28 protein-coding genes are annotated in these 22824 nt (G+C 51.7%); 11 read left to right on the top strand and 17 right to left on the bottom strand.

The window, feature by feature from the left end; all coding sequences use genetic code 11:
• Nucleotides 1-19: 19 nt before the first annotated feature.
• Entirely contained in the window at nt 20-598 is a 579-nt protein-coding gene (gene nfuA, locus IDAT_RS11720) for a Fe-S biogenesis protein NfuA (RefSeq protein WP_034733883.1), read from the bottom strand.
• 143 nt (nt 599-741) lie between these two features.
• Here nfuA and IDAT_RS11715 point away from each other — a divergent pair, with 143 nt between their 5' ends.
• A complete protein-coding gene (locus IDAT_RS11715; protein ID WP_211250606.1) occupies nt 742-3360 on the top strand; it encodes a M14 family metallopeptidase in 2619 nt (872 codons plus the stop codon).
• Nucleotides 3361-3363: 3 nt separating this feature from the next.
• Here IDAT_RS11715 and IDAT_RS11710 read toward each other — a convergent pair whose 3' ends face one another.
• Entirely contained in the window at nt 3364-4065 is a 702-nt protein-coding gene (locus IDAT_RS11710) for a ComF family protein (protein WP_051986794.1), read from the bottom strand.
• Between the two features lie 33 nt (nt 4066-4098).
• On the opposite strand from IDAT_RS11710, the gene bioH reads away from it, so the two are divergent.
• Nucleotides 4099-4881 (top strand): pimeloyl-ACP methyl ester esterase BioH, encoded by a 783-nt coding sequence (bioH, locus tag IDAT_RS11705; RefSeq protein WP_034733879.1) that lies wholly within the window; start codon nt 4099-4101, stop codon nt 4879-4881.
• Here the strand turns inward: bioH and mutM are convergent.
• A complete protein-coding gene (gene mutM, locus IDAT_RS11700) occupies nt 4878-5693 on the bottom strand; it encodes a bifunctional DNA-formamidopyrimidine glycosylase/DNA-(apurinic or apyrimidinic site) lyase (RefSeq protein ID WP_034733877.1) in 816 nt (271 codons plus the stop codon). The two genes, bioH and mutM, sit on opposite strands and share 4 nt — an antisense overlap.
• Before the next feature lie 75 nt (nt 5694-5768).
• On the opposite strand from mutM, the gene IDAT_RS11695 reads away from it, so the two are divergent.
• Nucleotides 5769-6425: a 2OG-Fe(II) oxygenase gene (locus tag IDAT_RS11695; protein ID WP_051986791.1), complete on the top strand. Its 657-nt coding sequence runs from the start codon at nt 5769-5771 to the stop codon at nt 6423-6425.
• Nucleotides 6426-6498: 73 nt separating this feature from the next.
• On the opposite strand, the gene rpmG is transcribed toward IDAT_RS11695, so the two are convergent.
• The 3 genes from rpmG to radC all read right to left on the bottom strand — a co-directional run bounded on the left by rpmG (nt 6499) and on the right by radC (nt 7740).
• Nucleotides 6499-6654 carry a 50S ribosomal protein L33 gene (rpmG, locus tag IDAT_RS11690; RefSeq protein WP_034733875.1) on the bottom strand — a complete coding sequence of 52 codons (156 nt, stop codon included), beginning with the start codon at nt 6652-6654 and terminating at the stop codon, nt 6499-6501.
• A gap of 11 nt (nt 6655-6665) precedes the next feature.
• Nucleotides 6666-6902 (bottom strand): 50S ribosomal protein L28, encoded by a 237-nt coding sequence (gene rpmB, locus IDAT_RS11685; protein ID WP_034733872.1) that lies wholly within the window; start codon nt 6900-6902, stop codon nt 6666-6668.
• A gap of 160 nt (nt 6903-7062) precedes the next feature.
• The gene (gene radC, locus IDAT_RS11680; protein ID WP_034733869.1) at nt 7063-7740 is read right to left on the bottom strand and encodes a RadC family protein; all 678 of its coding nucleotides are present in this window, start codon (nt 7738-7740) and stop codon (nt 7063-7065) included.
• A 183-nt stretch (nt 7741-7923) separates the two neighbouring features.
• Here radC and coaBC point away from each other — a divergent pair, with 183 nt between their 5' ends.
• Nucleotides 7924-9156, top strand: coding sequence for a bifunctional phosphopantothenoylcysteine decarboxylase/phosphopantothenate--cysteine ligase CoaBC (gene coaBC / locus IDAT_RS11675; protein ID WP_034733866.1), 1233 nt, complete (start codon nt 7924-7926; stop codon nt 9154-9156).
• Between the two features lie 14 nt (nt 9157-9170).
• Nucleotides 9171-9755 carry a nucleoid occlusion factor SlmA gene (gene slmA / locus IDAT_RS11670; RefSeq protein ID WP_034733863.1) on the top strand — a complete coding sequence of 195 codons (585 nt, stop codon included), beginning with the start codon at nt 9171-9173 and terminating at the stop codon, nt 9753-9755.
• Here the strand turns inward: slmA and gpsA are convergent.
• Genes gpsA through IDAT_RS11655 form a run of 3 tightly spaced genes read right to left on the bottom strand, consistent with a single transcriptional unit; the run spans nt 9747 to nt 11747 of the window.
• On the bottom strand, nt 9747-10748 hold the full coding sequence (gene gpsA / locus IDAT_RS11665; RefSeq protein WP_034733861.1) for an NAD(P)H-dependent glycerol-3-phosphate dehydrogenase: 1002 nt from the start codon (nt 10746-10748) through the stop codon (nt 9747-9749). The two genes, slmA and gpsA, sit on opposite strands and share 9 nt — an antisense overlap.
• Nucleotides 10749-10772: 24 nt before the next feature.
• On the bottom strand, nt 10773-11282 hold the full coding sequence (secB, locus tag IDAT_RS11660; RefSeq protein WP_034733858.1) for a protein-export chaperone SecB: 510 nt from the start codon (nt 11280-11282) through the stop codon (nt 10773-10775).
• Nucleotides 11283-11318: 36 nt separating this feature from the next.
• Complete coding sequence (locus tag IDAT_RS11655; RefSeq protein ID WP_034733856.1) at nt 11319-11747, bottom strand: rhodanese-like domain-containing protein; 429 nt, start codon at nt 11745-11747, stop codon at nt 11319-11321.
• Between the two features lie 185 nt (nt 11748-11932).
• Between IDAT_RS11655 and gpmI the strand changes: the two genes are divergently transcribed.
• The 3 genes from gpmI to IDAT_RS11640 are packed head-to-tail and all read left to right on the top strand — an operon-like array spanning nt 11933 to nt 15371.
• A complete protein-coding gene (gpmI, locus tag IDAT_RS11650) occupies nt 11933-13468 on the top strand; it encodes a 2,3-bisphosphoglycerate-independent phosphoglycerate mutase (protein WP_034733854.1) in 1536 nt (511 codons plus the stop codon).
• Complete coding sequence (locus IDAT_RS11645; RefSeq protein ID WP_051986789.1) at nt 13465-14616, top strand: murein hydrolase activator EnvC family protein; 1152 nt, start codon at nt 13465-13467, stop codon at nt 14614-14616. The genes gpmI and IDAT_RS11645 overlap by 4 nt, the downstream gene beginning before the upstream one ends.
• The gene (locus IDAT_RS11640; RefSeq protein WP_034733853.1) at nt 14616-15371 is read left to right on the top strand and encodes a divergent polysaccharide deacetylase family protein; all 756 of its coding nucleotides are present in this window, start codon (nt 14616-14618) and stop codon (nt 15369-15371) included. The genes IDAT_RS11645 and IDAT_RS11640 overlap by 1 nt, the downstream gene beginning before the upstream one ends.
• Here IDAT_RS11640 and IDAT_RS13215 read toward each other — a convergent pair.
• The 5 genes from IDAT_RS13215 to ftsY form a co-directional block, all read right to left on the bottom strand.
• Complete coding sequence (locus IDAT_RS13215; RefSeq protein WP_081909838.1) at nt 15334-15585, bottom strand: YkgJ family cysteine cluster protein; 252 nt, start codon at nt 15583-15585, stop codon at nt 15334-15336. The two genes, IDAT_RS11640 and IDAT_RS13215, sit on opposite strands and share 38 nt — an antisense overlap.
• Before the next feature lie 3 nt (nt 15586-15588).
• Nucleotides 15589-16455, bottom strand: a complete 867-nt coding sequence (gene rpoH, locus IDAT_RS11635; RefSeq protein ID WP_034733850.1) for an RNA polymerase sigma factor RpoH — start codon at nt 16453-16455, stop codon at nt 15589-15591.
• Between the two features lie 161 nt (nt 16456-16616).
• Nucleotides 16617-17597, bottom strand: coding sequence for a permease-like cell division protein FtsX (ftsX, locus tag IDAT_RS11625; RefSeq protein WP_034733846.1), 981 nt, complete (start codon nt 17595-17597; stop codon nt 16617-16619).
• Nucleotides 17594-18271 (bottom strand): cell division ATP-binding protein FtsE, encoded by a 678-nt coding sequence (ftsE, locus tag IDAT_RS11620; protein WP_034733844.1) that lies wholly within the window; start codon nt 18269-18271, stop codon nt 17594-17596. Before ftsE ends, ftsX begins: the two co-directional genes overlap by 4 nt.
• Nucleotides 18268-19479: a signal recognition particle-docking protein FtsY gene (gene ftsY, locus IDAT_RS11615; RefSeq protein ID WP_051986787.1), complete on the bottom strand. Its 1212-nt coding sequence runs from the start codon at nt 19477-19479 to the stop codon at nt 18268-18270. The genes ftsE and ftsY overlap by 4 nt, the downstream gene beginning before the upstream one ends.
• Before the next feature lie 100 nt (nt 19480-19579).
• Here ftsY and rsmD point away from each other — a divergent pair, with 100 nt between their 5' ends.
• Together rsmD and IDAT_RS11605 are read left to right on the top strand one after the other, a co-directional pair.
• Nucleotides 19580-20200 carry a 16S rRNA (guanine(966)-N(2))-methyltransferase RsmD gene (rsmD, locus tag IDAT_RS11610; protein ID WP_034733841.1) on the top strand — a complete coding sequence of 207 codons (621 nt, stop codon included), beginning with the start codon at nt 19580-19582 and terminating at the stop codon, nt 20198-20200.
• Entirely contained in the window at nt 20197-20475 is a 279-nt protein-coding gene (locus tag IDAT_RS11605; RefSeq protein WP_034733839.1) for a DUF1145 domain-containing protein, read from the top strand. The genes rsmD and IDAT_RS11605 overlap by 4 nt, the downstream gene beginning before the upstream one ends.
• On the opposite strand, the gene IDAT_RS11600 is transcribed toward IDAT_RS11605, so the two are convergent.
• Nucleotides 20472-21089 carry a YjaG family protein gene (locus IDAT_RS11600; protein ID WP_034733837.1) on the bottom strand — a complete coding sequence of 206 codons (618 nt, stop codon included), beginning with the start codon at nt 21087-21089 and terminating at the stop codon, nt 20472-20474. The two genes, IDAT_RS11605 and IDAT_RS11600, sit on opposite strands and share 4 nt — an antisense overlap.
• Nucleotides 21090-21185: 96 nt before the next feature.
• Between IDAT_RS11600 and IDAT_RS11595 the strand changes: the two genes are divergently transcribed.
• Entirely contained in the window at nt 21186-22106 is a 921-nt protein-coding gene (locus IDAT_RS11595; RefSeq protein WP_156099524.1) for a threonine ammonia-lyase, read from the top strand.
• Here IDAT_RS11595 and IDAT_RS11590 read toward each other — a convergent pair.
• Nucleotides 22099-22527, bottom strand: a complete 429-nt coding sequence (locus IDAT_RS11590; RefSeq protein WP_034733835.1) for a VOC family protein — start codon at nt 22525-22527, stop codon at nt 22099-22101. The genes IDAT_RS11595 and IDAT_RS11590 overlap by 8 nt on opposite strands.
• Nucleotides 22528-22531: 4 nt before the next feature.
• Nucleotides 22532-22741, bottom strand: coding sequence for a hypothetical protein (locus IDAT_RS11585; protein ID WP_034733833.1), 210 nt, complete (start codon nt 22739-22741; stop codon nt 22532-22534).
• Nucleotides 22742-22824 lie beyond the last annotated feature (83 nt).

The following is a 22824-nucleotide window of genomic DNA, read 5'->3' as shown; positions in this document are numbered from 1 at the left end:
TTCCGATCTTTACACTCGCTTAATAGTACGAATGTTCACCAGGCTGGTGCTCGGTAACGTCCTTCACGCCTTTTAATTCGCTAGGGAAGCGCTGTAACAATTCTTTCTCAATGCCTTCTTTGAGCGTCACATCAACCATACTACAACCATTACAACCTCCACCAAATTGCAAGATGGCAAAACCGTCATCAGTGATTTGATTCACTGCAACGCGACCACCATGGTTGGCAAGTTGTGGGTTGATCTCTGCTTGAATAACGTACTCAACACGTTCGATCAGCGGTGCGTCATCAGCAACTTTACGCGCTTTCGCGTTAGGTGCTTTCAAGGTCAGCTGCGAGCCAAGTTCTTGTTCTTCAAAATCAATCACGGCGTCTTGCAAAAACGGTGCACTACCAGAGTCCACCACTGCGTCAAAGCCAGAAAATGGCAATACTTCATCATCTGGTTCAACAGAATCTGGCGGACAATAAGACACGCCACACTCTGCAGTAGGGGTACCCGGGTTCACCACAAACACACGGATATTCGTGTTATCCGGTTGTTCGGCAAGTAATTTGCGAAAATGCGCTTGAGCGCTTTCTGTAATACGAATCATGGGCTAACCACCTCACTCCTATACTTGAGTAATTTAGTAAGGTATATCTTATCGCAAAAATCGGTCATTGCATAGTAAGCTGCTTGGGTGAAAGCCAGCATTTTGCTAGGTTAAAGCGATAATAATTCACTTAGGACTTGATTATGCGTTTGATAAAACAGCTTTTCGTTGCTTTGCTGCTGGTCACTACCAGCGCCAGCGCAGCAAAACTCTCGCTGGCAGATTATTTGCCGCAAGACGTGACTTATGATCCCAGCATTCCAACTCCAGAAGAAGTGTTGGGGTATCAGGTTGGTGAATGGCATGTGCGCCATGATCAACTGGTCCGCTACATGGAAATCCTCGCTGAAAAAAGTGATCGTTTTAGCCTTGAATACACTGGGCGCACGCACCAGCAGCGTCCTTTATTGCTGATCACGGTCACCACGCCGGAGAATCATCAGAATATCGACGCTCTCCGTGATGCGCACTTAGCGATTGCCGACCCGAACCGCGATGGTGACCCAGAAACTGCGCCACTAGTGCTGTATATGGGCTATAGCATTCATGGTGATGAACCAAGTGGCAGTAACGCTGCCTTGCTTTACGCCTATTACCTGGCTGCGGCACAAGGCGAGAAAATCGAAGCCGTATTGCGCGACTCGATTATTTTGCTCGATCCCAGCTTTAACCCAGACGGCCTAGCGCGCTTTGCCAATTGGGCAAATCAGCATCGTAGCCAAAACCTGGTCAGCGATCCGCAGCACCGCGAGCACGTACAAGGCACGCCACGCGGCCGCGTCAACCATTACTGGTTTGACCTGAACCGCGACTGGTTGCTGTTACAACACCCTGAATCGCGGGCGCGTATTGTCAACTTCCAAAAGTGGAAACCAAACGTACTTACTGACTTCCATGAAATGGGAACTGATAGCACCTTCTTCTTCCAGCCTGGAATTCCGACGCGACGTAATCCAAACACTCCTGAAGAGAACGTCACACTGACCGCCAAACTTGCTGAAGGTCATGCTGCAGCGCTCGATGAACAAGGTCGTTTGTACTTCACTGAGGAAGCCTTCGATGACTTTTACGTAGGTAAAGGCTCAACCTACCCAGACGTACAAGGTGCGATTGGCATTCTGTTTGAACAAGCTTCAAGCCGTGGTCATGCGCAAGATTCAATTAATGGTTTGCTAGAGTTCCCGTTCACCATCCAAAACCAGTTCACCACGTCATTGACGACCATGTATGGTGCTCATGAGAACAAATCTGCGTTTTTGGATTATCAACAGCGCTTCTTCGACAGCGCTATTGAAGCTGCTGGCGATGCCGACTTCCGTGGCTATCTGTTCGGCGACGAAACTGACCCAGCACGCGTTGAGGGTTTATTGGAAATTCTGCGTCAGCACGAAGTCCAAGTGTATCCGTTGACCGCTGAAGTCGAAGAAAATGGCATGACCTTCAAGCCAGGCAGCAGCTATTATGTGCCATTAGAGCAGCCGCAATATCGCCTCATTCGTGCGATGTTCTCGACTCAGCAAAGCTTCCGCGATAATACCTTTTATGATGTCTCGGGTTGGACCCTACCGCTCGCATTTAACTTGAAATTCGCGCCAACCGATGCGCGCGTTCGTTACAGTGATGCAACTGCACAAGCGACCACCAATACACCGGTAAGTCTTGTTCCGAATGCGGTTGCCTATGGCTTTGACTGGCACCATTACTTTGCCCCTCGGGCATTGCAAGAGCTCACCGAGGCGGGCGTGCACGTGCGTCAAGCCGATCAAGCATTTACCGCCAACGTGGTTGACGGTCAGCATGCATTTGAGCCAGGCGCAGTGGTTGTTACGCGCGCTTATCAAGAAAAACCATGGCAAGAAGTGCAAGCGCTCGTGCAAGAGATCACGCAACGCAACGGCCTTCTGGTACACAGTATTGCCTCCGGCTTAACCCCTGAAGGAATGGATTTAGGGAGTCGTAACCTACGTCCGGTGGAACCGGTAAGCGTAATGATGCTGGTCGGTGATGGCGTCAACATGTACGAAAATGGTGAGGCTTGGTACTACCTCGATCGTCATGTCGGCATTCCAGTCAGCATGATTGACAGCGATCGCTTCAGTCGCGTCGATTTGAGCCGCTATACCCACATTCTGTTAGTCGACGGCAGCTATTACACACTCAATGACAGCAGTGTTTCACGCCTGAAAGATTGGGTCCGTGACGGTGGTACTGTGATCGGCCAGCAAGGTGGCGCGAAGTGGCTCGCGGAACAAAAAATTCTCGCCGCAACCTTTGTTAGCGATGACGCCTTTGCCGAAAAGTTTGATAGCAGCGCACTTACCTACGCCGATCGCGATAGTTATTACGGCAAACGTCGGGTCGCTGGTGCTATTTTCGGTGTCGACCTAGATACCAGTCACCCAATGACGTTTGGCTTCCCGCGCAATACCCTGCCGGTCTTTAAAGACAGCTTGAATGCGATGGAAGTGCCGGAGTCACCGTTTGTGACCGTTGCCCGCTATCAACAAGAACCCCTGTTAAGCGGTTATGCTGCTAAGGAAAACCGTGAAGTGATGGCTGGCAAAGCAGCGCTTGTGGCACATCGTTACGGTGGCGGTCGTGTTATCGGTTTAGCTGATGACGTGAACTTCCGTGCCTTCTTCTGGGGCAGCGCTAAGTTGCTAAGTAACGCCATCTTCATGGCGCCTGCCATCAACGCCTTCGCCAACGGCGACGAGGATGCCGCAGCAGCAGCGGCAGAAGCTGAAGAAGCAGCGCACTAAGCATTACTCAACCTGTCCTGGCGCGTGCGGCTCGTTAAAGCATAGAGCCCACGCGTCAACTACTGTAGCCCCGCGGCGGAGCAACGCTGCAGTGGCTGCTGTCATCGAAGCCCCAGTAGTAATCACATCATCCACAACCGCGACGCTAAGCCCTTCAACCGATCGCGTGCAGTGCAAACTTTCTACCATATTCTGCCAGCGTGCTTGTCGCCCTAGTTGATGCTGCTTGGCCTCGTCATGTAAGCGGCGCAGCATTCCTGCGGCAAAGGGTACTTGCAGTAATTCAGCGACCTCCTGCGCCAATAGCGCAGCTTGGTTATAGCCACGTTGCCGCCAACGTGAACGGCTCATCGGCATCGCTACCACTAAATCAGGCCACTCAGCCCCCTGCTGTCGATAACAGGCTTGCAGTTGAGCCGCCAAAATCGGCGCTAACCAATGGACTAAATCAGGTCGCCGACGAAATTTAAAATCCTGCACCAGTTGGCGACTGTCCGCCTGCCACGCTAAGGCCGCAAACCAATGTCGCCCTAAGGCTTGCGCCTGCGCCGGCGCACGCCAATGCACGCAGCTTGGCGGCAACCGTGGTAAATCACTATAGCAAGTGCGACAAAATCCTAAGCGCTCGTGCGCCAATAGCGGCTCGGCACAGAGCCAACAACAGGCAAGTGGCAGCTTGGCAAGCAGTTGAGGCAGGGTTACCATGAGCTTTTCCTTAAGCAGTGGTGAGGACCTTTTATGGTAGGCAAAGTTTGGACCGACGTCAGTGGGAGCGGAGCGGATATCGTTGTACTCCACGGCTGGGGACTCAACGGTCTGATTTGGACGCCGGTGACGGAAGCGCTAAGCCAATTGGGCCGCCTAACCCGCATGGATCTACCCGGTTATGGTGATTCGCCATGGCCGGATGGCGTCCGGCTAGAATTCAGTGAGTTGTGCAATCAAACGCTCGCCGCACTGCCTGAACGTTGCCATTTGATCGGCTGGTCGCTGGGCGGTTTGGTGGCTACCCAAATTGCGTTGCAGGCACCCGCACGCGTGCAGAGTCTCACGACCGTAGCTTCGTCGCCCTACTTCCCTGCGCAGGAACCCGCTTGGCCCGGTATCGAACCGTCAGTACTGAGTCAATTCGGTAAACAGTTGAGTAAGGATTTTCGCCGTACGGTGGAGCGTTTCTTAGCGCTACAGTCACTCGGTAGTCCGCACGCCAAAGCCGATGTAAAAGCGATCAAGGAATGGTTATTTAGCAAACCGATGGCGCCGGTAGAGGTGCTCGACGCCGGTTTAGATATGCTCGCACAAGTCGATTTGCGCGCACAGTTATCACGCTTGCAGATGCCATTTTTCCGTATCTATGGGCGCCTCGATGCGCTCGTACCCGCGCAGGTCGTGACGCAAGTCGATGCCTTAGCGCCGCACAGTCGCAGCTACATTGCCCCAAGCTGTAGCCATGCCCCCTTTATCAGCGACCCAGACGGCTTTATAAGCGCCTGGCGGAGTTTTTATGGCACGCTTGACTAGCGTTGGCACTGCTTACAATAAACGGTGCTACGTTGGCCCAGGCGAATTTCGCTGAGTTCCGTTTTGCAGACCATGCATTGTTTGCCACCACGCCCATAGACATTGAGGTGCTGTTTGAAGTATCCAGGTTGCCCATCGGCCTGAGTGAAGTCTTGCAGTGTGGTGCCACCCTGCGCAATCGCCGCCGTCAGTGTTTCTTTGATAATCGGCACCAACCGTTGATAACGCGCTAGGCTGACTCGACTCGCGGCACGCTTAGGGTGAATGCCGGCTTTAAATAACGCCTCATTGGCGTAAATATTGCCAACGCCCACTACCACATGGTTATCCATAATAAAGGTCTTCACGGCTTGTGACTTGCCTTGCGCTTTGGCGTGTAAATAGCTTGCGGTAAAAGCCTCGGTGAGCGGCTCTGGACCTAACTCAACCAGCAAGGGGTGGGCAGTGCTCGGATGCTCCGCACTATAAAGTACACAGCCAAATCGACGCGGATCGTTGAAACGCAAACACTGGCCATTGGTTAAGATCAAATCGAAATGATCATGCTTCACCACCAAGCTGTTGTGCGGCACCACTCGTAACTTGCCGGACATGCCTAAATGCAAAATCAAAAAACCTTTGTCGGTATGCAGAATCAGGTACTTTGCACGACGTTCCACCCGCTCAATCAAGGCACCTTCAAGTAGCTCCACCTCGCTCGGAATGGGCCACCGCAGGCGGCGATCCCGCACCACGATCTGGGCAATTTGTTGCCCTTCCAAATGCGGCGCTATGCCTAGCCGACTGACTTCAACTTCAGGTAATTCTGGCATCTCGTTTCTCTTGTGTTTACGATGAATTCACTCTATATTCGCGCGGTTTCGTTCTCAACCTTAAACTAGATAATCATGCTTGACGCTGCACTAACGCTTACCGCTCAAGACTTTGCTACTGATGCTATCGATCTCGATCGATTGGCGGAGCAAGGCTACGTGATTGTACCTAAGTTCTTGGCGCCCGAACAATGTCATGAACTCTATCAATATGCCACCCAGCTCGCCCCGCAAGATTGGCAACAGGCCGGAATTGGTCGCGCCGATCAATACACTACCAATTCCGCTGTGCGACAAGATAAAATCCGTTGGTTGCAGCGCGAAGTGCCGTATGAGAACGCCTATCTGCGGATGATGGATCAGCTGCGAGTGGAGATTAATCGTTACTTGTTTATGGGGTTATTCGATTACGAATGTCACCTAGCCCATTACCCACCAGGGGCGTTCTACCGAAAACACTTAGATGCCTTTAAAGGGCGCAGTAATCGTATTCTGACGACGGTGTTTTATCTAAATCCGGAATGGACCGAGGCCGACGGTGGTCAACTCGTGATTTACGGTGACCGTGGTGAAGTGCTTGAAACAGTCTTACCTGAAGCGGGTAAGCTTGTGGTTTTTCTAAGTGACGTATTTGTGCATGAAGTGCTTGCCGGGCAACGCGATCGTTACAGTATCACCGGCTGGTATCGTTTAAACGCGAGTATTGGCGGTATTGTCGACCCCACCCGCTAAAATGATCTTATGACAGCCAATAAAAAACCCAGCCGGAGCTGGGTTTTTTGATGCTTTAAGCAAACGAAATCGATTATTTGATTTTCGCTTCTTTGAACATCACATGCTTACGAACTACTGGATCAAATTTCTTGATCTCAAATTTTTCTGGCATGTTGCGCTTGTTCTTGTCGGTAGTGTAGAAGTAACCAGTACCGGCAGAAGAAACTAAACGAATTTTATCGCGCATGGTACTGCTCCTTACACTTTAACGCCACGTGCGCGCAAATCTGCAAGCACAGTGTCGATACCGTTTTTATCAATAATACGCATACCTTTAGTAGAGATACGCAGCTTCACCCAACGCTTTTCTGATTCTACCCAGAAGCGGTGAGATTGTAGGTTCGGCAGGAAACGACGCTTGGTCGCATTGCGCGCGTGTGAACGGTTATTACCGGTAACCGGACGCTTTCCTGTAACTTGACATACTCGTGACATCGTTTATTTACTCCAAAAATTGCTTACAAGCTCGCCTGTCGCCCATCGCGGCCTTGCCTTGAATCCGAGGGCGCATTTTATACAGTAAACCGGCTCGGTAATCAAGAGATCAGCGTTATTTTTTGATCTTTTTGATCGTTCAGATGGTGGCGCTACTCTACTACAACAGCCCGCGTTCGGCAAATGAAACTGGCGCTCCGCTACCAATGACAAAGTGATCCAGTAAAGCGACGTCGATCATATTCAAAGCTTTTTTCAAACGCTCGGTGACGCGTTGATCCGCTTGGCTTGGTTCCGCAACCCCGGACGGATGATTATGCGCCAAAATGACCGCTGCAGCGTTATGTTGCATTACCAATTTAATAATCTCACGCGGATACACGGGTGCCGCATTGATCGTGCCTTGAAACAGTTCAACATATTTGAGTAGGCGATGCTGACTATCCAGTAATAAGACAACAAATACTTCGCGCTGCTGATGGCGCAGTTGGGCGGTTAAATAATCCCCAACCATCGACGGCTGGGTAAAGCCCTCGGAACGCTTGAGCTGCCATGCCAGATAGCGGCGTGACATTTCCATAATGACTTGCAACTGCATCACTCGCGCTGGGCCTAATCCTGGTTGTTCGAGTAGCAACGCGGCGGGAGCGCCGAGCATACCGCCAATACCGTCAAAGGCATTAAGCAATTCACGGGCGTAAGTCACGACATCCTTACCACGAACGCCAGTTCCTAACATAATTGCTAATAGTTCAGCATCACTTAGCGCTGCAACGCCTAACTCCGCCATTTTTTCGCGAGGCCGTTCTTGTAACGGCCATTCCTTCACACTTACCATCCCTGTGCTCCTTGGTCCATTTGCTTAACGCAGTCTAACATCAGCGCTGCACACAATTGGGGGGTGGTTAGGTTCAGTGTTGCTGCTGAAAATCTAAGCAGTTGCACTGCGCTTACAAGTTTAAGAGTGCGTAAAGAAGTGTTTTCGTGCTACTGTTAAGCACATGATTGGTGAGGACTTACTATGACTGAAACCCTATCCAAAACGCTCGCTGGCCGTCATGTTCTGGTCGCCGTAAGCGGTGGTATTGCCGCTTATAAAAGCCCCGAACTGGTGCGCCGCTTGCGCGATCTCGGTGCTATCGTGCGCGTGGTTATGACCAAAGGCGCACAAGCATTTATTACGCCGCTGACGATGCAAGCCGTTTCTGGCCATCCAACTCATCACGATCTGCTCGACCCTGCTGCTGAAGCAGCTATGGGTCATATAGAGTTAGCAAAATGGGCTGACGTGATTATCGTTGCGCCTGCCAGTGCCAACACTCTCGCTCGGCTTGCTCATGGCTTTGCTGATGATCTTCTGAGCACTCTCTGCCTAGCAACCACGGCGCCGATCATGTTGGCGCCGGCAATGAATCAACAAATGTGGTCGGCACCCGCGGTGCAAGCCAATTTGCAATTACTTGAACAGCGCGGCTTTCACCTAATTGAACCGGACAGTGGCGCGCAAGCCTGTGGCGATGTCGGTGCTGGCCGTATGCCGGAACCACTGGCGTTGCGTGATGCTGTGGTCGAATTGTTGGCACCAAGTGATGCTCCTTTACGCGGACAACACCTGGTCATCACTGCAGGCCCCACGCGCGAACCTATCGATCCGGTGCGCTATCTGAGCAATCACAGCTCCGGCAAGATGGGTTATGCCCTTGCCGCCCAAGCCAAACGTTTAGGTGCCGAGGTGACTCTGGTGTCCGGTCCAACGCAACTCACGCCACCGGCGGGCGTACGCACCCTCCAAGTTGAAACCGCGGCTGAAATGCTGGCCGCAGTCGAAAGTGTCATTGCCAGTGCCGACGTGTTTATTGGCTGTGCGGCAGTCGCTGACTATCGCCTTGCCGAAGTAGCCCCGCAAAAACTGAAAAAACAGCATGAAAATATGCAGCTCGAACTGGTGCGTAATCCTGACATTCTTGCCACGGTTGCAGCACGCCAGAATCCACCCTTGTGTGTTGGTTTTGCCGCCGAAACCCAAGCTGTCGCGCACTATGCTGCCGATAAATTAAAGCGTAAGAAACTCAGTATGATTGCGGCCAATGACGTTAGCGATAGCAGCATCGGTTTTAATAGCGATAGCAATGCGATGACCTTGTTCTGGCAAGACACCAACGGCACGCTGCAGCAACGTGCGCTGGAGCGCGCCAGTAAAGCGCAAATCGCGGAGCAAATCTTACGCCAACTGACCGTATTACAATCCCAATAAGAGAGTCACTGCAAATGACCGAGAAGAAACCTAACCGCAAGGAACAGATCCTTAGCACCCTAGCGCAAATGCTAGAAACCAGCCCGGGTCAGCGCATCACCACCAAAAGCTTGGCCGCCGAACTGGGCGTTTCCGAAGCTGCGCTATACCGCCACTTTCCGTCGAAGGCGCGGATGTTTGAAGGCTTGATTGAATTCACTGAAGAAGCGGTGCTTGGCAATATCAACAAGGTACTTGAAGCAGAAAAAGATACCTTGCGGCGCTGCCAAATGATTTTGGTGGTGGTGCTCACCTTTGTTGAGCGCAACCCCGGGATTACGCGAATTCTCACTGGTGACGCGCTGATGGGTGAGCATGAGCGGTTACGTTCACGGGTGCAAAATCTATTTGGCAAAATCGAAGCGAATTTGAAACAAGCTTTGCGCGAACGACGCTTACGTGAAAACGTGCAAACACGCTTGGATGAGGGAGTATTGGCGAATCTATTGATGGCCTATGCCGATGGCAAAATCGCGCAGTTTGTGCGCTCTGAATTTAAACAAGCACCCACGCAGGAATTTGACGCGCAATGGCAAACCATCGCGCACCAATTACTCTGATTTGCGTGCCCGGCTCAGCAGGTTGATAGCAGCCTGCTGAGGCGTGGTATCACCATAGAGTACATCGTAGATCTGCTCGCAAATCGGCATCTCCACACCATGACGCCGTGCTAATAGCACCACCTCTTTAGTGTTTCGATAACCTTCAATCGCCTGGCCGATATCTTTCATCGCTTGTTCAACGCTTTTCCCCTGCCCTAAGGCAAGGCCAAAACGCCGATTGCGCGACTGATTGTCGGTACAGGTAAGAATTAAGTCACCTAATCCGGCCATCCCAGTAAAGGTTTCAGGCTTGGCACCGAGTTCTAAACCTAAACGCGTTAATTCGGCCAAGCCTCGCGTGATCAATGCCGTGCGTGCGTTCGCACCAAAGCCAATACCATCGGCCATACCGGCACCAATGGCAATGACATTTTTTACCACACCACCAAGTTGCACCCCGATAAAATCATCGTTGGTGTAAACCCGGAAGGTGCGGTCGCAATGTAGTAAATCGGACAGCTCTTGAACAAACTGATCATCGGTCGACGACATTGAAATTGCTGTCGGCAAGCCTTTTGCCATTTCCATCGCGAAAGTGGGTCCCGACAGTACGGCTAAGGCATGGCCGGCACCGAGAATTTCCTCAGCTACTTCAAACAACAAACGCCCGGTATCTGGCTCGAGCCCTTTGGTCGCCCAGGCCACTCGCGCATCAGCCGGCATCAATGGTTTGATGTCATGCAGCACTTGCGCAAACCCACTACTTGGCACCACCACGACAATGTTGCGGGCGTCGACCACTGCGTCAGCAAGGTCACTGGTAACGGTAAGGTTTTCTGGTAACGGAATGCCCGGCAGGTAACGCTTGTTCTCGCGCTGTTGGGCCATTGCATCGATTTGCTCGGCGTCGCGCCCCCACAAACATACTGGAGTGCCTTTACGCGCAAAACAAAGTGCTAGGGCGGTTCCGTAAGAACCGGCACCTAGCACAGTTACTTGTGTATCACGCATTATAGAGTGCGTTCTACCCGACGCTTACGCGTCAGTTTGCTGCTGTTCAGCTTGCTGCTGTTGACGCTGTTGCACGTGTTGCGCGAATACGGCGTCGAAGTTCACTGGAGCAAGGTTCAACTGCGGGAAGGTTGCACGGCTTACTAGGCTCGACAAGCACTCACGCGCATATGGGAAGAGAATATTCGGGCAGAATGCGCCAAGCAATTGCGCACGTTGTGCTTCTTCCAATGAATCCGCAACTGTGAAGATACCTGCTTGATGAACTTCAGCTAGGAATGCAACTTCGCCCGCAACTTTGTTAGTTGCAGTGATTTTCAAAACAACTTCGTAGGTGTTGTCTTCCAATTTAGTGTTCTTGACGTTCAGATCAAGACCCAACTCTGGTTGCCACTCTTTACGGAAAATTTCAGGTGCATTTGGCGATTCGAAAGACACATCTTTGGTGTAGATGCGTTGGATTGCGAATGCTTGTTGCTGTTGTTCAGTTGCTTCGCCTTGGGCAGCGCCATTTACTTGCTGTTCGTCAGCCATGTTGTTACTTCCTATTCTTCAAATTGAAATCAATGATTATTTTTTAACTAGCGGGAAACTTGCGCCCTGCCAGGCAGAAATTCCACCCTGTAATACGGCAACGTTTTCGTAGCCCGCTTTGAACAGCTGGTTCGCAGCTGCTTTTGCGGTCATGCCGGTTGCACATACCACCACGATGGGGGCTGATTTATATTTATCAAGTGCAGCCGTGTCATTTTTCCGGATCCGCTCAGCAGGAAAATTGATTGAGCCTTGAACGTGACCTTTACGGTATTCGTCTACCGAGCGAATATCGACAAACACACCGTTATTGCGGTCCACCAGCAATGTTGCCTGCTGTGGTGGCAGTGCCTTCACTTTTGAAGTGGCTGCTTGCAACGTGGTAATGATGAGGGCAACTAGCAACACAACCCAAAGGATGCTCATCAAATAATGTTCGGCGGCAAAAGTAAGAATTTGCTCCATGACGGCTCACTACTCCTACTGAAAAAATCAAGCACAAGAGTATACCTTCTGAAATGGCAGTTACCAGTAAAATTTGGCGGCAATTCGCCCGACGGCGGGTGCGTTGCGATAGAAAATCGCATAAACTAGAGGCGAATCAATCACAACCTTTCATGCACCACGAGCAACGAAGTCGAGGATGTTACATGGCAAAGCCACATACTCCCCTAGCGCTATTGATTTTGGACGGCTGGGGTCATCGCGAAGCAGCTGACGACAATGCCATTGCCGCAGCGCACACACCGAACATGGATGCGCTTTGGCAGCAGTGCCCGCATACACTGATCGACGGTTCAGGTATGGCGGTGGGTCTTCCCAAAGGGCAGATGGGTAACTCCGAAGTCGGTCACGTCAATTTGGGCGCCGGTCGCGTGGTGTATCAAGATTTCACGCGCATTAGCAAAGCCATTGCCGATGGTGACTTCTTCACTAATGCTACTTTGACGGCCGCGGTAGACCAAGCAGTCGCCCACAACAAAGCCGTGCATATTATGGGCTTGCTCTCTCCAGGCGGCGTCCACAGTCACGAAGACCACCTGCTAGCAATGGTGGAGCTTGCTGCCCAACGCGGTGCCAAAGCTGTTTATGTACACGGCTTTTTAGATGGTCGTGACACCCCACCGCGTTCGGCTAAGCCAACCATAGAACGCTTCGAGCAACTGTTTAGCAAACTCGGCGTCGGGCGCTTCGCCAGTCTCTGTGGTCGCTATTATGCGATGGACCGCGACAAACGCTGGGATCGCGTTGAGCAAGCTTGGCAATTGCTGGTCGACGGTCAAGCCCCCTATACGGCGCCAAGTGCCGGAGTGGGTTTAGCGCAGGCTTATGAGCGCAACGAGAGCGATGAATTCGTGAAACCTACGCGGATTGGTGATGCGGCGCCTATCGTTGACGGTGATGCTGTTATTTTCATGAATTTCCGTGCGGATCGCGCACGTGAACTCAGTCATGCCTTTATTACGCCAGACTTTGACGGCTTTAAAGCAGCGCGCCGACCGCAATTAGCGGCTTTTGTGTCGCTCACTGAATACGCGAAAGATATTCACAGCAAGGTTGCGTTTCCACCTGAAGACTTGCAAAACGTGATGGGTGAATGGCTCGCGAAGCAAGGTTATTCACAGTTACGGATTTCAGAGACGGAAAAATATGCGCATGTGACGTTTTTCTTCAGTGGTGGCCAGGAGCAAGAATTCGACGGCGAGACACGCGTCTTGGTGAACTCACCGCAGGTCGCCACCTACGATTTGCAACCCGAAATGAGCAGCGTGGAGCTGACCGACAAGTTGGTGGCAGCCATCGAGAGCGGGCAACACGATGTCATCATCTGTAATTATCCGAACGGTGACATGGTCGGCCATACCGGCAATTTCGAGGCTGCGGTAAAAGCTGTTGAGGCTGTTGATACGGCGATTGGGCGGGTGGTAGAAGCACTGCGTAAAGTCGGCGGCGAATGCCTCATCACGGCTGACCACGGCAACGCCGAACAAATGCAGGATCATGGTACCGGACAGGCCCATACCGCCCATACTAGTGAACTCGTGCCGTTTATTTATGTGGGTCGTGCGGCGACCGTGCGTGACGGTGGCATCTTATCAGATGTCGCACCCACCATGCTGCATCTGCTCGGGTTACCACAACCTGCAGAAATGACCGGCACACCCATTGTGACTGTGCACGAATGAGCCACCTAACGCGTCTTTTGGTCTTGCTATTGTGCGGTTGCTGGCTGCTACAGCCGAGTAGCAGCCATGCCTGGCAAACCAGCCAAGAGGACGCGGCAGCAACGCAGGCGCGCATTGATGCCATTGCTCGCGAGTTGGAACGGCGGCAGTCGGCGATGCAACAGCGGGCGAAACAATTGAGTCTCACCGAGCGTGAACTGCAGCAGCTCGAAACCCAAATGGGAGTGGTCGCCAGCGAACTTGCCGCGACACAACAGCAACTGCAGGCCACCAGTGCTCAGATCAATGACCTGCTGCAACAACAGCAAGCATTAGAAGCCGAGCAAGCGCAGCAAGCCAAATGGTTGGGCGAGCAGCTCGACCGCGCCTATCGCATCGGTGAGCATGATTTTCTCAAGCTCGTGCTTAATCAAGAGAATCCTGCCGAGTTTGAGCGCTTACATGGCTACTACGGCTACTTCAACCGCGCTCGGCTGGCCAAACTTGACGAACTTAAAGCAACTCAAGCTGAGCTTGAACAGGTGCGTATTGACCTAGACGGAGCACGACAACAGCTGGTCGCACAGGAAGCCGAGCAGAAGCGCCAGCAAGGAATCTTGCTAGAGCAGCAAAAAGAACAAAAAGCCTTAGTGCGACGACTCAATCAAGAGCAACGTGAAGACCAGAGTCGCATCGCGCAATTAGAGCGCGATCAACAAGAGCTTGAAGAAGTGCTTGCAGCCATTATTGCAGCCTTACGCGACGAGCCTCAACTCAACGGTTTAGCTGAGCTCAAAGGTAAAATGAGCTGGCCAGTGAATGGCCAAGTGCAACGGCTTTTTGGCCGTGTCCGCAGCGGCACCGTGAAGTGGAAAGGTGTGACCATTGAAGCAGCGACTGGCAGTGCCATTAACGCAATTGCCGATGGTCGGGTGATTTATGCGAATTGGATGCGCGGTTACGGTCTTTTGCTGGTCCTTGATCATGGTAATGGTTACATGAGCCTGTACGGTCACAACCAAACCATTTTGCCCGCAGTCGGCGATGTCGTGCGCCGTGGCGAGGAGATTGCTCGCGTTGGACAAAGTGGCGGTCGCGAATCACCCGGTTTGTATTTTGAAATCCGCGCTGATGGCCAACCGGTGAATCCGACGCAATGGTGCCGTTAATGTTGCCGTTAATGCTGCGTAGTGCTGCTGTTTTACTGAGTTTACTGCTGGTACCAACGGTGCTGGCCCAACCGCGCATTGCGATTGTTATCGATGATCTAGGACACCATGTCGACCATCATGCGTTTACCCAGCTACAACTTCCCGTCACGCTTGCGATCATGCCTTTTACCATGCAAGCTGAAGCGCTAGCAGCCGCTGCCGCAGACCATGCCCATGAAGTTGTCATTCACATGCCGATGCAACGTGAACAGCATGATGTGCAGGAACAAGGCGTGTTGGACCGCTTTGATAGCAAAGCACAGTTTATTGCTACGCTCGCCGCAGCATTTTCGCGCTTACCGAATGCGCAGGGACTCAATAACCACCAAGGCAGTCAAATGACCGCAGCAGCGGAGCAGATGAACTGGTTGATGGCGGAGTTACAGCAACGTGGATTATATTTTCTCGACAGTCGCACTACGGCCGCAACCGTTGCCGAGCAAACCGCTCAACAATGGAGCATCCCCACTAATCGCCGCCATGTCTTTCTTGACAACGAACCAACGTTAGAAGCGATTGAGGCCCAATGGCAACGTGCTGTATTGATTGCGCAAAACCAAGGCTACGCCATCGTTATTGGACATCCGTACGAGGTTACGTTGGAGTTCTTACAACAACTACAAGCAGCATCGGTACAGGCAGTAGAGTTAGTGTATCTGTCGGCGCTGGTGAGTGTTAACTCGTCTCCTGCTCCAAGCGCGTCAACAGAATAAGCGCTTCGGCGCGGTCATAGCCGCAAACATCTCGACTGGCAGTAAAATCAGCACACACTTGGGGACGATCTGGGTGCATGAAGATGCCACACAGATTATTTTCGGTCAGGTGAATACAACGAATGCCAGCCGGTTTCCCTGCTGGCATTCCTGGTATCGGTGAAGTAATAGACGGTGCGATACAACATGCACCGCATCCGACTCGACAGTCCACGGCTTACGCCATGGCCGCGCGCAGTTTCTTCATCGCATTGGCTTCAAGTTGACGTACCCGCTCTGCAGACACTTGGTATTTATCTGCGAGTTCTTGCAAGGTAGTTTTGTTTTCTTCGTCTAACCAACGCGCACGCACGATGTCTTGACTACGCTCATCCAACGTCTTAATTGCCGAGAGCAAGCGCAACTGGGTGTGCTCTTGCCACTGCTCTTGCTCAACTTCTTCAGCTAAGTCAGAACGTTTGTCTTCCAAATATTGCGCTGGAGAATAAGTGCTACCCTCACGCGCATCATCATCGTCAGAGCTGAGCTCAAAGGCTTGGTCATGGGCACTCATGCGCGCTTCCATTTCCATCACTTCTTTGGTGCTCACACCTAAGGTTTCTGCGACGGTATTAACTTCGTCTTGCGTAAACCAGCCCAAACGCTTTTTCATTTTGCGCAGATTGAAGAACAATTTGCGCTGCGCTTTAGTGGTCGCAACTTTGACCATGCGCCAATTTTTCAGCACATACTCATGAATTTCTGCTTTGATCCAATGCACCGCGAATGACACCAAGCGTACGCCAACCGATGGGTCGAAACGACGCACGGCTTTCATCAAACCGATATTACCTTCTTGGATCAGGTCAGCTTGTGGTAAGCCATAACCTGAATAACTACGCGCCACATGAACCACGAAACGCAAATGCGACATGATCAGCTGGCGTGCAGCTTCTAAATCATCTTCTTCGGTTAACCGTACTGCCAAATTATATTCTTCTTCGGCAGTAAGCATCGGAATGCGGTTGACCGACTGAATATAGGCCTCAAGACTGCCGCTACTCTGCGGTACCGCTAGTGCCATACTTGTCATATCAGTGCTCATGCAACAACATCCTCTCTTTGCTAGTGACTGCGGTCTCTGGATTGCTTTTGCAGCCACTGATTCAGACCCATTTTGGCCCGAAAAGTTCCCTCATTCTAGCAAATCTGACGCTGCTGACAACGGGATCCTCGTGATCTTCATAAAACTTACATGGGGACAATTTATTGCGGTTCAATAGCGGTAACGTGTTTTCTTACCGCAATATAGGAACCTACCAAGCCGAGTCCCACCGCAATACCCCAAACTACCGCCATTTCCGTCAGATTAAGCCCGGTTAGGGTAAATTGGCTATCGTACAGCTCGGCAATATCGCGTACCGCACCAGACAGCCACATGATGAGTACGGCCGTAGCCAGCCAAGTGATCACCCCACCGACCAAGCCATACCAAATGCCGGTGTAGAGAAACGGGCGCTGAATATACGCGTCGGTCGCACCGACCAACTTCATCACCATAATTTCATCGCGCTTGCTGCTAATATTCAAACGAATGGTATTACCGACAATTAGCACAACCGCGACACAAAGTAACAACGCCAGCGCCAAGAATGCATCACGAACGAGGTCAACAATCGCCGTGAAACGCTCTAACCAGTCGACATCGAGGCGCGCTTGTTCAACTTCACGTTCTTGCTCTAGCTGTTGTAGCAGTTGTTGCGCGGCGGCAGCGCTGCGATAATTTTCACGCGGAATCACCCGCAACACATCTGGTAAGGGATTCTCTTGGAGCGTGTCGAGAGCATCACCAAAGCCTGAACGTGCACGAAAATCAGCGAGACCTTGTTCTTTACCTATCAGTGTTGCCGACTCAATTTCCGGCGATAAATCAATGCGCTTGGCGAATGTTTGTACTTCTTGCGCGGTGAGGTCTTTGTGCAAAAACAAAGTGATCTCTGACGCTTGTTGGAAGTCTGCACCGACATTATCAGTATTCTTCACGATCACATAAAGGGTTGCAGGCAAAGTTAAACTCAACCCCAACACCGCCATGGTCATCAACGAGGCGAACGGATAACGGGCTAACTGGCCGAGGCTGCCGACCGCTTGCTGTGCATGGTGGACAAAAAACATGAAGAAGCGTCGCACACCGGAGATTTTGACTTGCTGCGCCCCTTGTTGGCGCGAACGGAACAGCACACTCATAGTGCCTCCTCGGTCAGGCCATCACTAATCATACGTCCTTCTTTGAGCGTTAAAGTGCGATAGCGTAAGCGCGCGATTAAGCTCAAATCGTGGGTCGCAATCAATACGGACACCCCAACGCGGTTGAACTCTTCGAACAGTTTGATGATTTCGGCTGAGAGTTTCGGGTCGAGATTACCGGTGGGTTCATCGGCGAGTAACAGGGGTGGTTTATTGACGACCGCACGAGCGATTCCCACCCGTTGCTGCTCACCGCCCGAAAGCATATGCGGATAATGGCGAATTTTATCGCTCAAGCCGACCTTATCAAGTGCCGCCTGCACGCGCTTGCGTGCCTCCGAGAGGCTATAACCTTCAATCATCAACGGTAAGGCGACGTTATCAAATACTGTACGATCCATGAGTAGGCGGTGATCCTGAAAAATCATTCCGATATCGCGACGGGCATAAGCAATTTGTTTACGCTGAATGCGCTTCAAGTCGTGACCGTTGATCAGTACACGCCCAGCGGTCGGTCGCTCCATCAAGCTAATCAGTTTCAGTACGGTACTTTTACCTGCCCCTGAATGACCGGTTAAAAACGCCATTTCTCCCGGTTCCACGTCAAAGCTGACGTTGTTCAGTGCTTTAAAACCACCGGGATAAACCTTACTGACTTGCTCGAATTTGATCATGGTGCCTTGGGTTCCTCAATCGCGCGTTGAAACAGTGCTTGCACAAAGGGCTCCGCTGCAAATGGCCGCAAGTCATCTAAACCTTCACCAACGCCAATGTAGCGAATAGGCAGTTTGAATTGATCGGCGATGGCAAAAATCACCCCACCTTTGGCCGTACCATCTAATTTGGTCAAGGTGATACCACTGACGCCCACTGCTTCGGTGAAGAGCTTGGCTTGGCTAATCGCATTTTGCCCAGTGCCGGCGTCGAGCGTCAACATCACTTCGTGTGGCGCGTTCTCATCAAGCTTTTTCATGACCCGCACCACTTTCTTCAATTCATCCATCAGGTGCGCTTTGTTCTGCAAGCGCCCTGCGGTATCGGCAATCAGCACGTCGACGCCACGCGCTTTCGCCGCGGCAACGGCATCATAAATAACTGACGCGCTGTCTGCGCCGGTATGTTGCGCGACCACTGGAATGTCGTTGCGCTCACCCCATACTTGCAATTGCTCGACCGCGGCGGCACGGAAGGTATCGCCCGCCGCCAGCATGACCGACTTACCTTGACGTTTAAACTGCTGTGCCATTTTGCCAATGGTGGTAGTTTTACCGACGCCGTTGACACCCACCATCAGAATCACATAGGGGCCTTCTAGGTTCTCAGGGAGGGTTAGTGGTTGTTCAACTTCTTGCAGAATTTCGACCATATTGTCTTGCAACAGCTGATAAAGCGTTTCTGCATCTTTCAACTGGCGACGGTTAGCCTGTTCCGTCAATCGCTCAACGATTTTCAGCGTGGTCGGCACACCGATGTCAGCAGTTAATAGCTGAGTTTCTAGCTCTTCGAATAACTCGTCATCGATCTTTTTGTCTTTGAAAATGCCCCACAGGCCGTCGCCAATGGCGCTAGATGTCTTTTTTAAGCCACTGGTGAGGCGTTGCCACAAGCTTGGTTTCGCTTGCTCCTTAGTTTGTTTCGCACGGCTTTCGGCGGTCACTTGCGCACAAATTTCGGTCGCGTCGGGAGCTACCGTTTCAGCCACTGATGGCGGCTCTTCGGGTAACGCTTCGTTTGGCTCTGCTTGCGGCTCGGTTACATCTTCAGGAATCGGTTCGTTAACAGGATTTTCGTTAACAAACGCCTGCTCCTCGCGCTGTTCGTTTTGCTCTGGCGTTTGTTCGTCTTTTTTAAACAAGCGCGAAAAAAATGATCCTTTAGCCATACTGCCTATACCTTTGGAAGTTCATTACCAGTCAGTTTACAATGGCGTCAGTTTAACACGTCTACCGACAGATTGTGGACACACAAGGGGCTACTTTAGCATGCGGCGCACCGCACACAAGCAGAAAACAACACGCCATCGTGGCGCAGGTCAATTAAGGATTATTGGCGGGCAATTACGCGGCCGTAAATTGGCGATTGCAGATGTACCTGGATTGCGTCCAACCACCGACCGCGTGCGCGAAACCGTGTTTAACTGGCTACAATTTGAGCTAGCCGAACAACGCTGTTTGGACCTATTTGCCGGCACCGGCGCACTCGGTTTGGAAGCGCTCTCGCGCGGTGCTGCAGAGGTCATTTTGCTGGAGCAAAATAGGGTCGCCGCCGACCTCCTGCAACAACATGCAACGACCCTGAACCCAGTATGTCATGGGCAAGCGCAAGTGCAGCAAACCGATGCCTTGAAATGGTTGCAACAAGCTACTCCGCAGCCTTTCAATGTGGTTTTTGTCGACCCACCGTTTCGCAGCAATCTAGCTGGCCCCGCTTGTGCGTTGCTAGAGCAACAGCGCTGGTTAGCCGACGATGCCTTGGTGTATCTGGAGACGGAAAAAGAGTGGCCGCTCGAAGTCCCTGCCAATTGGCAATTACAACGGGAAAAAATCGCCGGACAAGTGGCTTTTCGTTTATTTGCCGTTACGGCACAAGGAGCAAATACATGAGTTGGTTAGTATGGGTTGGCCGCAGCGTGTTTGCGATCATTTGGGGGGCGATGTTGGCCAACTTAGTGTGGCCCTTTCCCGGCAAAGGCTTTGCCTTATTTTTGATCTTGCTGCTAGTTCTGCTCGGTCTGCATTTACTGCAATTGATGATGTTCGCCACGGTTTATCGTGAACACATTCAGTGGCGCCGTGGCGATTACTGGCAAATTGTCCTCTTTGGCGTTATCGGTTGGCTCGCCATTGTGCAAGCCCAACCCAAGCGACAACAAGGTTAAGCTTCGCTGTCGCGCTCCATGCCAATATTGGTAATGCCTTCGGTTACCACCATTTCTTGTAACTGCCGTACCATTGCTTGACTAGGTGCGGCTTTACTGGCCTGCATCGCTTCCAGAAAATCAATGAGTGCTTGCTGCACTTCGACTTCGTAAACCGCTAATTCATGCTCACGAATCAGCTTGCGGCGCGCTTCAGCATCAAGCTCAGCGCCCTCGGTCAACTCCAAAAACTTGGCGACACCCGCTTGCGATATTTTAGCTACGCTCACTAAGTCCGCACTGTTGTTATCCAGGAAACCCTGCAACATGATGCTAATCGCGGTGCAGGCATCCATTGCCGGATACACGCCGAGCATGTCGTGACCGTGCTCACTGGGTGTCACATCATCGATTTTTTCTTGCCAACGCGCAAAGTTTACTTTTACTTTTTTGCCCTGCCAAACCCAGTCCCAACAAGCGTTAAGCGCACCTCGCAGTGGCTGCGGATCGCCAAACTTAGTGACTTGATGAAAGAGTTCGTAGTTCGGGTACATGCGCTCGCATAAATACAAAGCAGCCAAAGCTTGGTAGCCAAACTCAAGATCGCGCAATCGTTGAAAAGTGTTCAGGGCCAAAGTTCGTTCCTTGTTGTTTCGCGTAATACAATGATACATGCTAGTGAGCAGTTCGGCTATGGGTTAGGATGGCGAGAAAAGATTAGGAAGGTGAGCATGTTGGATTTTGCAAAGGTGGATGCGGCAGCAGATCGGATTGCCGCGCGCGCAGTACGGACGCCGGTGAAACAGAGCCAGGCACTCAATGAGGCGTTGGGCTGCCAGGTTTATTTGAAGTGCGACAACCTGCAAAAAAGCGGAGCTTTTAAGTTCCGTGGCGCGTGTAATGCCTTGCTGCAACTTTCACCCGAACAACGCCAACAAGGCGTGGTCACGGTATCCTCCGGCAACCATGGCGCAGCGCTTGCCGCTGCGGGTCAGATGCTCGGCGTGAAGGTAACTGTGGGGGTGGCAAGCAACGCCTCACCTTTTAAGCGCGCCAATATGCAGCGTTACGGCGCGGACATCATCTCGATCGAGCCCGGTATGGCCGCACGCGAAGCTTTTCTTGCCGAACAACAAAGCCGTGATGCCATCATTATTCCGCCCTACGATCACCCTGATATCATCGCTGGGCAAGGCACCGCCGCACTCGAATTGCTCGAAGATTATCCACAGTTATGGGGGCTGATGACACCACTCGGTGGTGGTGGACTACTTAGCGGAAGTTGTTTGGTCGCTGAGCATTACGGTGCGTTTTGCTATGGCATCGAACCTGAATTGGCGAGCGATGGCAAACAATCGCTGCAAACGGGCGAAATTCAGCCAGCCATGCCACCGACAAGCATTTGTGATGGCCTGCTTACCAGTTTAGGCAAGCACACTTTTGCCATCATCAAAGAGCAAGTGACGGATATTTTATTGGTCAGTGACGAAGAGGCTGCGGCAGCGCAACAGTTGGTAGATAAAACCACAGGTATGTGGATAGAGCCCAGCAGTGCAACGGTCATTGCAGCTATTCAGCGCTACCCCGAAATCTTCCGCGAAAAATCAATTGGCGTTATCATCAGCGGCGGCAACTGCACCCGCTTTACTTAGCAAACAACGAGGAGAGGTCCTCAAACGCCTTAAACTCCAACGCATTGCCACTGAAGTCATAGAAGAACATGGTCGCTTGCTCGCCTGGCTGCCCTTCGAAACGAATATGCGGTTCAATCACAAACTGAATGCCAGCGGCTGCGACGCGATCAGCGAGCACACGCCAATCTTCCATTGTAAGCACCACACCAAAATGCGGTACGGGTACGGCATGGCCATCGACCGGATTATGATGGGCAACACCTGTCCGTTCTGGGGCAAGGTGGGTCACCAGTTGATGACCGTAGAAATCCCAATCCACCCACTCTGTTGCCGAGCGGCCTTCGTTACAACCGAGAATAGCGCCATAAAACTCGCGAGCGCGAGCAATGTCGTCAACCGGTATCGCCAAATGGAAAGGTCGTAAGGTGTTCGTGGTCATAGTCTCAGTGTTTTAACGTCATCATTGCTGCAGGTTTACGCCACATGCGCACCCCCACAGCAACGACTAATATCATCCAATTCAATGGTGGTAAAATACCACACACGAGAACGGCAAGCATACTCCATAATGGCTGACGATGATGTTGACCGACCAGCACATAAAACAACAATGCCGCCACTAAACCCTGTAAGAGAAATAGGCTAAGAGGCATAGGATAACCCTTGTTTTGGTTGTCTGTAATAATTGTCGGATTAGCCTACCGTAACTTCATGCAATTGTAAAAGAATGTAAATG

The sequence above is a fragment of the Pseudidiomarina atlantica genome (assembly GCF_000753735.1).
Lineage (GTDB): Bacteria > Pseudomonadota > Gammaproteobacteria > Enterobacterales > Alteromonadaceae > Pseudidiomarina > Pseudidiomarina atlantica.
Note: the sequence above shows the minus strand (reverse complement) of the source record. Positions and strands in the feature narration are given on the sequence as shown.

Bases quoted from the DNA above. Each gene is read 5' to 3' on its own strand.
- secB (WP_034733858.1), bottom strand. From the start codon at position 11,282: ATGGCTGACGAACAGCAAGTAAATGGCGCTGCCCAAGGCGAAGCAACT.
- IDAT_RS11655 (WP_034733856.1), bottom strand. From the start codon at position 11,747: ATGGAGCAAATTCTTACTTTTGCCGCCGAACATTATTTGATGAGCATC.
- IDAT_RS11715 (WP_211250606.1), top strand. From the start codon at position 742: ATGCGTTTGATAAAACAGCTTTTCGTTGCTTTGCTGCTGGTCACTACC.
- IDAT_RS11605 (WP_034733839.1), top strand. From the start codon at position 20,197: ATGAGTTGGTTAGTATGGGTTGGCCGCAGCGTGTTTGCGATCATTTGG.
- rpmB (WP_034733872.1), bottom strand. From the start codon at position 6,902: ATGTCACGAGTATGTCAAGTTACAGGAAAGCGTCCGGTTACCGGTAAT.
- ftsY (WP_051986787.1), bottom strand. From the start codon at position 19,479: ATGGCTAAAGGATCATTTTTTTCGCGCTTGTTTAAAAAAGACGAACAA.
- radC (WP_034733869.1), bottom strand. From the start codon at position 7,740: ATGGTAAGTGTGAAGGAATGGCCGTTACAAGAACGGCCTCGCGAAAAA.
- IDAT_RS11595 (WP_156099524.1), top strand. From the start codon at position 21,186: ATGTTGGATTTTGCAAAGGTGGATGCGGCAGCAGATCGGATTGCCGCG.
- rpmG (WP_034733875.1), bottom strand. From the start codon at position 6,654: ATGCGCGATAAAATTCGTTTAGTTTCTTCTGCCGGTACTGGTTACTTC.
- nfuA (WP_034733883.1), bottom strand. From the start codon at position 598: ATGATTCGTATTACAGAAAGCGCTCAAGCGCATTTTCGCAAATTACTT.
- IDAT_RS11645 (WP_051986789.1), top strand. From the start codon at position 13,465: ATGAGCCACCTAACGCGTCTTTTGGTCTTGCTATTGTGCGGTTGCTGG.
- IDAT_RS11640 (WP_034733853.1), top strand. From the start codon at position 14,616: ATGTTGCCGTTAATGCTGCGTAGTGCTGCTGTTTTACTGAGTTTACTG.
- gpsA (WP_034733861.1), bottom strand. From the start codon at position 10,748: ATGCGTGATACACAAGTAACTGTGCTAGGTGCCGGTTCTTACGGAACC.
- slmA (WP_034733863.1), top strand. From the start codon at position 9,171: ATGACCGAGAAGAAACCTAACCGCAAGGAACAGATCCTTAGCACCCTA.
- IDAT_RS11590 (WP_034733835.1), bottom strand. From the start codon at position 22,527: ATGACCACGAACACCTTACGACCTTTCCATTTGGCGATACCGGTTGAC.
- coaBC (WP_034733866.1), top strand. From the start codon at position 7,924: ATGACTGAAACCCTATCCAAAACGCTCGCTGGCCGTCATGTTCTGGTC.
- mutM (WP_034733877.1), bottom strand. From the start codon at position 5,693: ATGCCAGAATTACCTGAAGTTGAAGTCAGTCGGCTAGGCATAGCGCCG.
- gpmI (WP_034733854.1), top strand. From the start codon at position 11,933: ATGGCAAAGCCACATACTCCCCTAGCGCTATTGATTTTGGACGGCTGG.
- IDAT_RS11585 (WP_034733833.1), bottom strand. From the start codon at position 22,741: ATGCCTCTTAGCCTATTTCTCTTACAGGGTTTAGTGGCGGCATTGTTG.
- IDAT_RS11695 (WP_051986791.1), top strand. From the start codon at position 5,769: ATGCTTGACGCTGCACTAACGCTTACCGCTCAAGACTTTGCTACTGAT.
- ftsE (WP_034733844.1), bottom strand. From the start codon at position 18,271: ATGATCAAATTCGAGCAAGTCAGTAAGGTTTATCCCGGTGGTTTTAAA.
- ftsX (WP_034733846.1), bottom strand. From the start codon at position 17,597: ATGAGTGTGCTGTTCCGTTCGCGCCAACAAGGGGCGCAGCAAGTCAAA.
- rsmD (WP_034733841.1), top strand. From the start codon at position 19,580: ATGCGGCGCACCGCACACAAGCAGAAAACAACACGCCATCGTGGCGCA.
- IDAT_RS11710 (WP_051986794.1), bottom strand. From the start codon at position 4,065: ATGGTAACCCTGCCTCAACTGCTTGCCAAGCTGCCACTTGCCTGTTGT.
- rpoH (WP_034733850.1), bottom strand. From the start codon at position 16,455: ATGAGCACTGATATGACAAGTATGGCACTAGCGGTACCGCAGAGTAGC.
- bioH (WP_034733879.1), top strand. From the start codon at position 4,099: ATGGTAGGCAAAGTTTGGACCGACGTCAGTGGGAGCGGAGCGGATATC.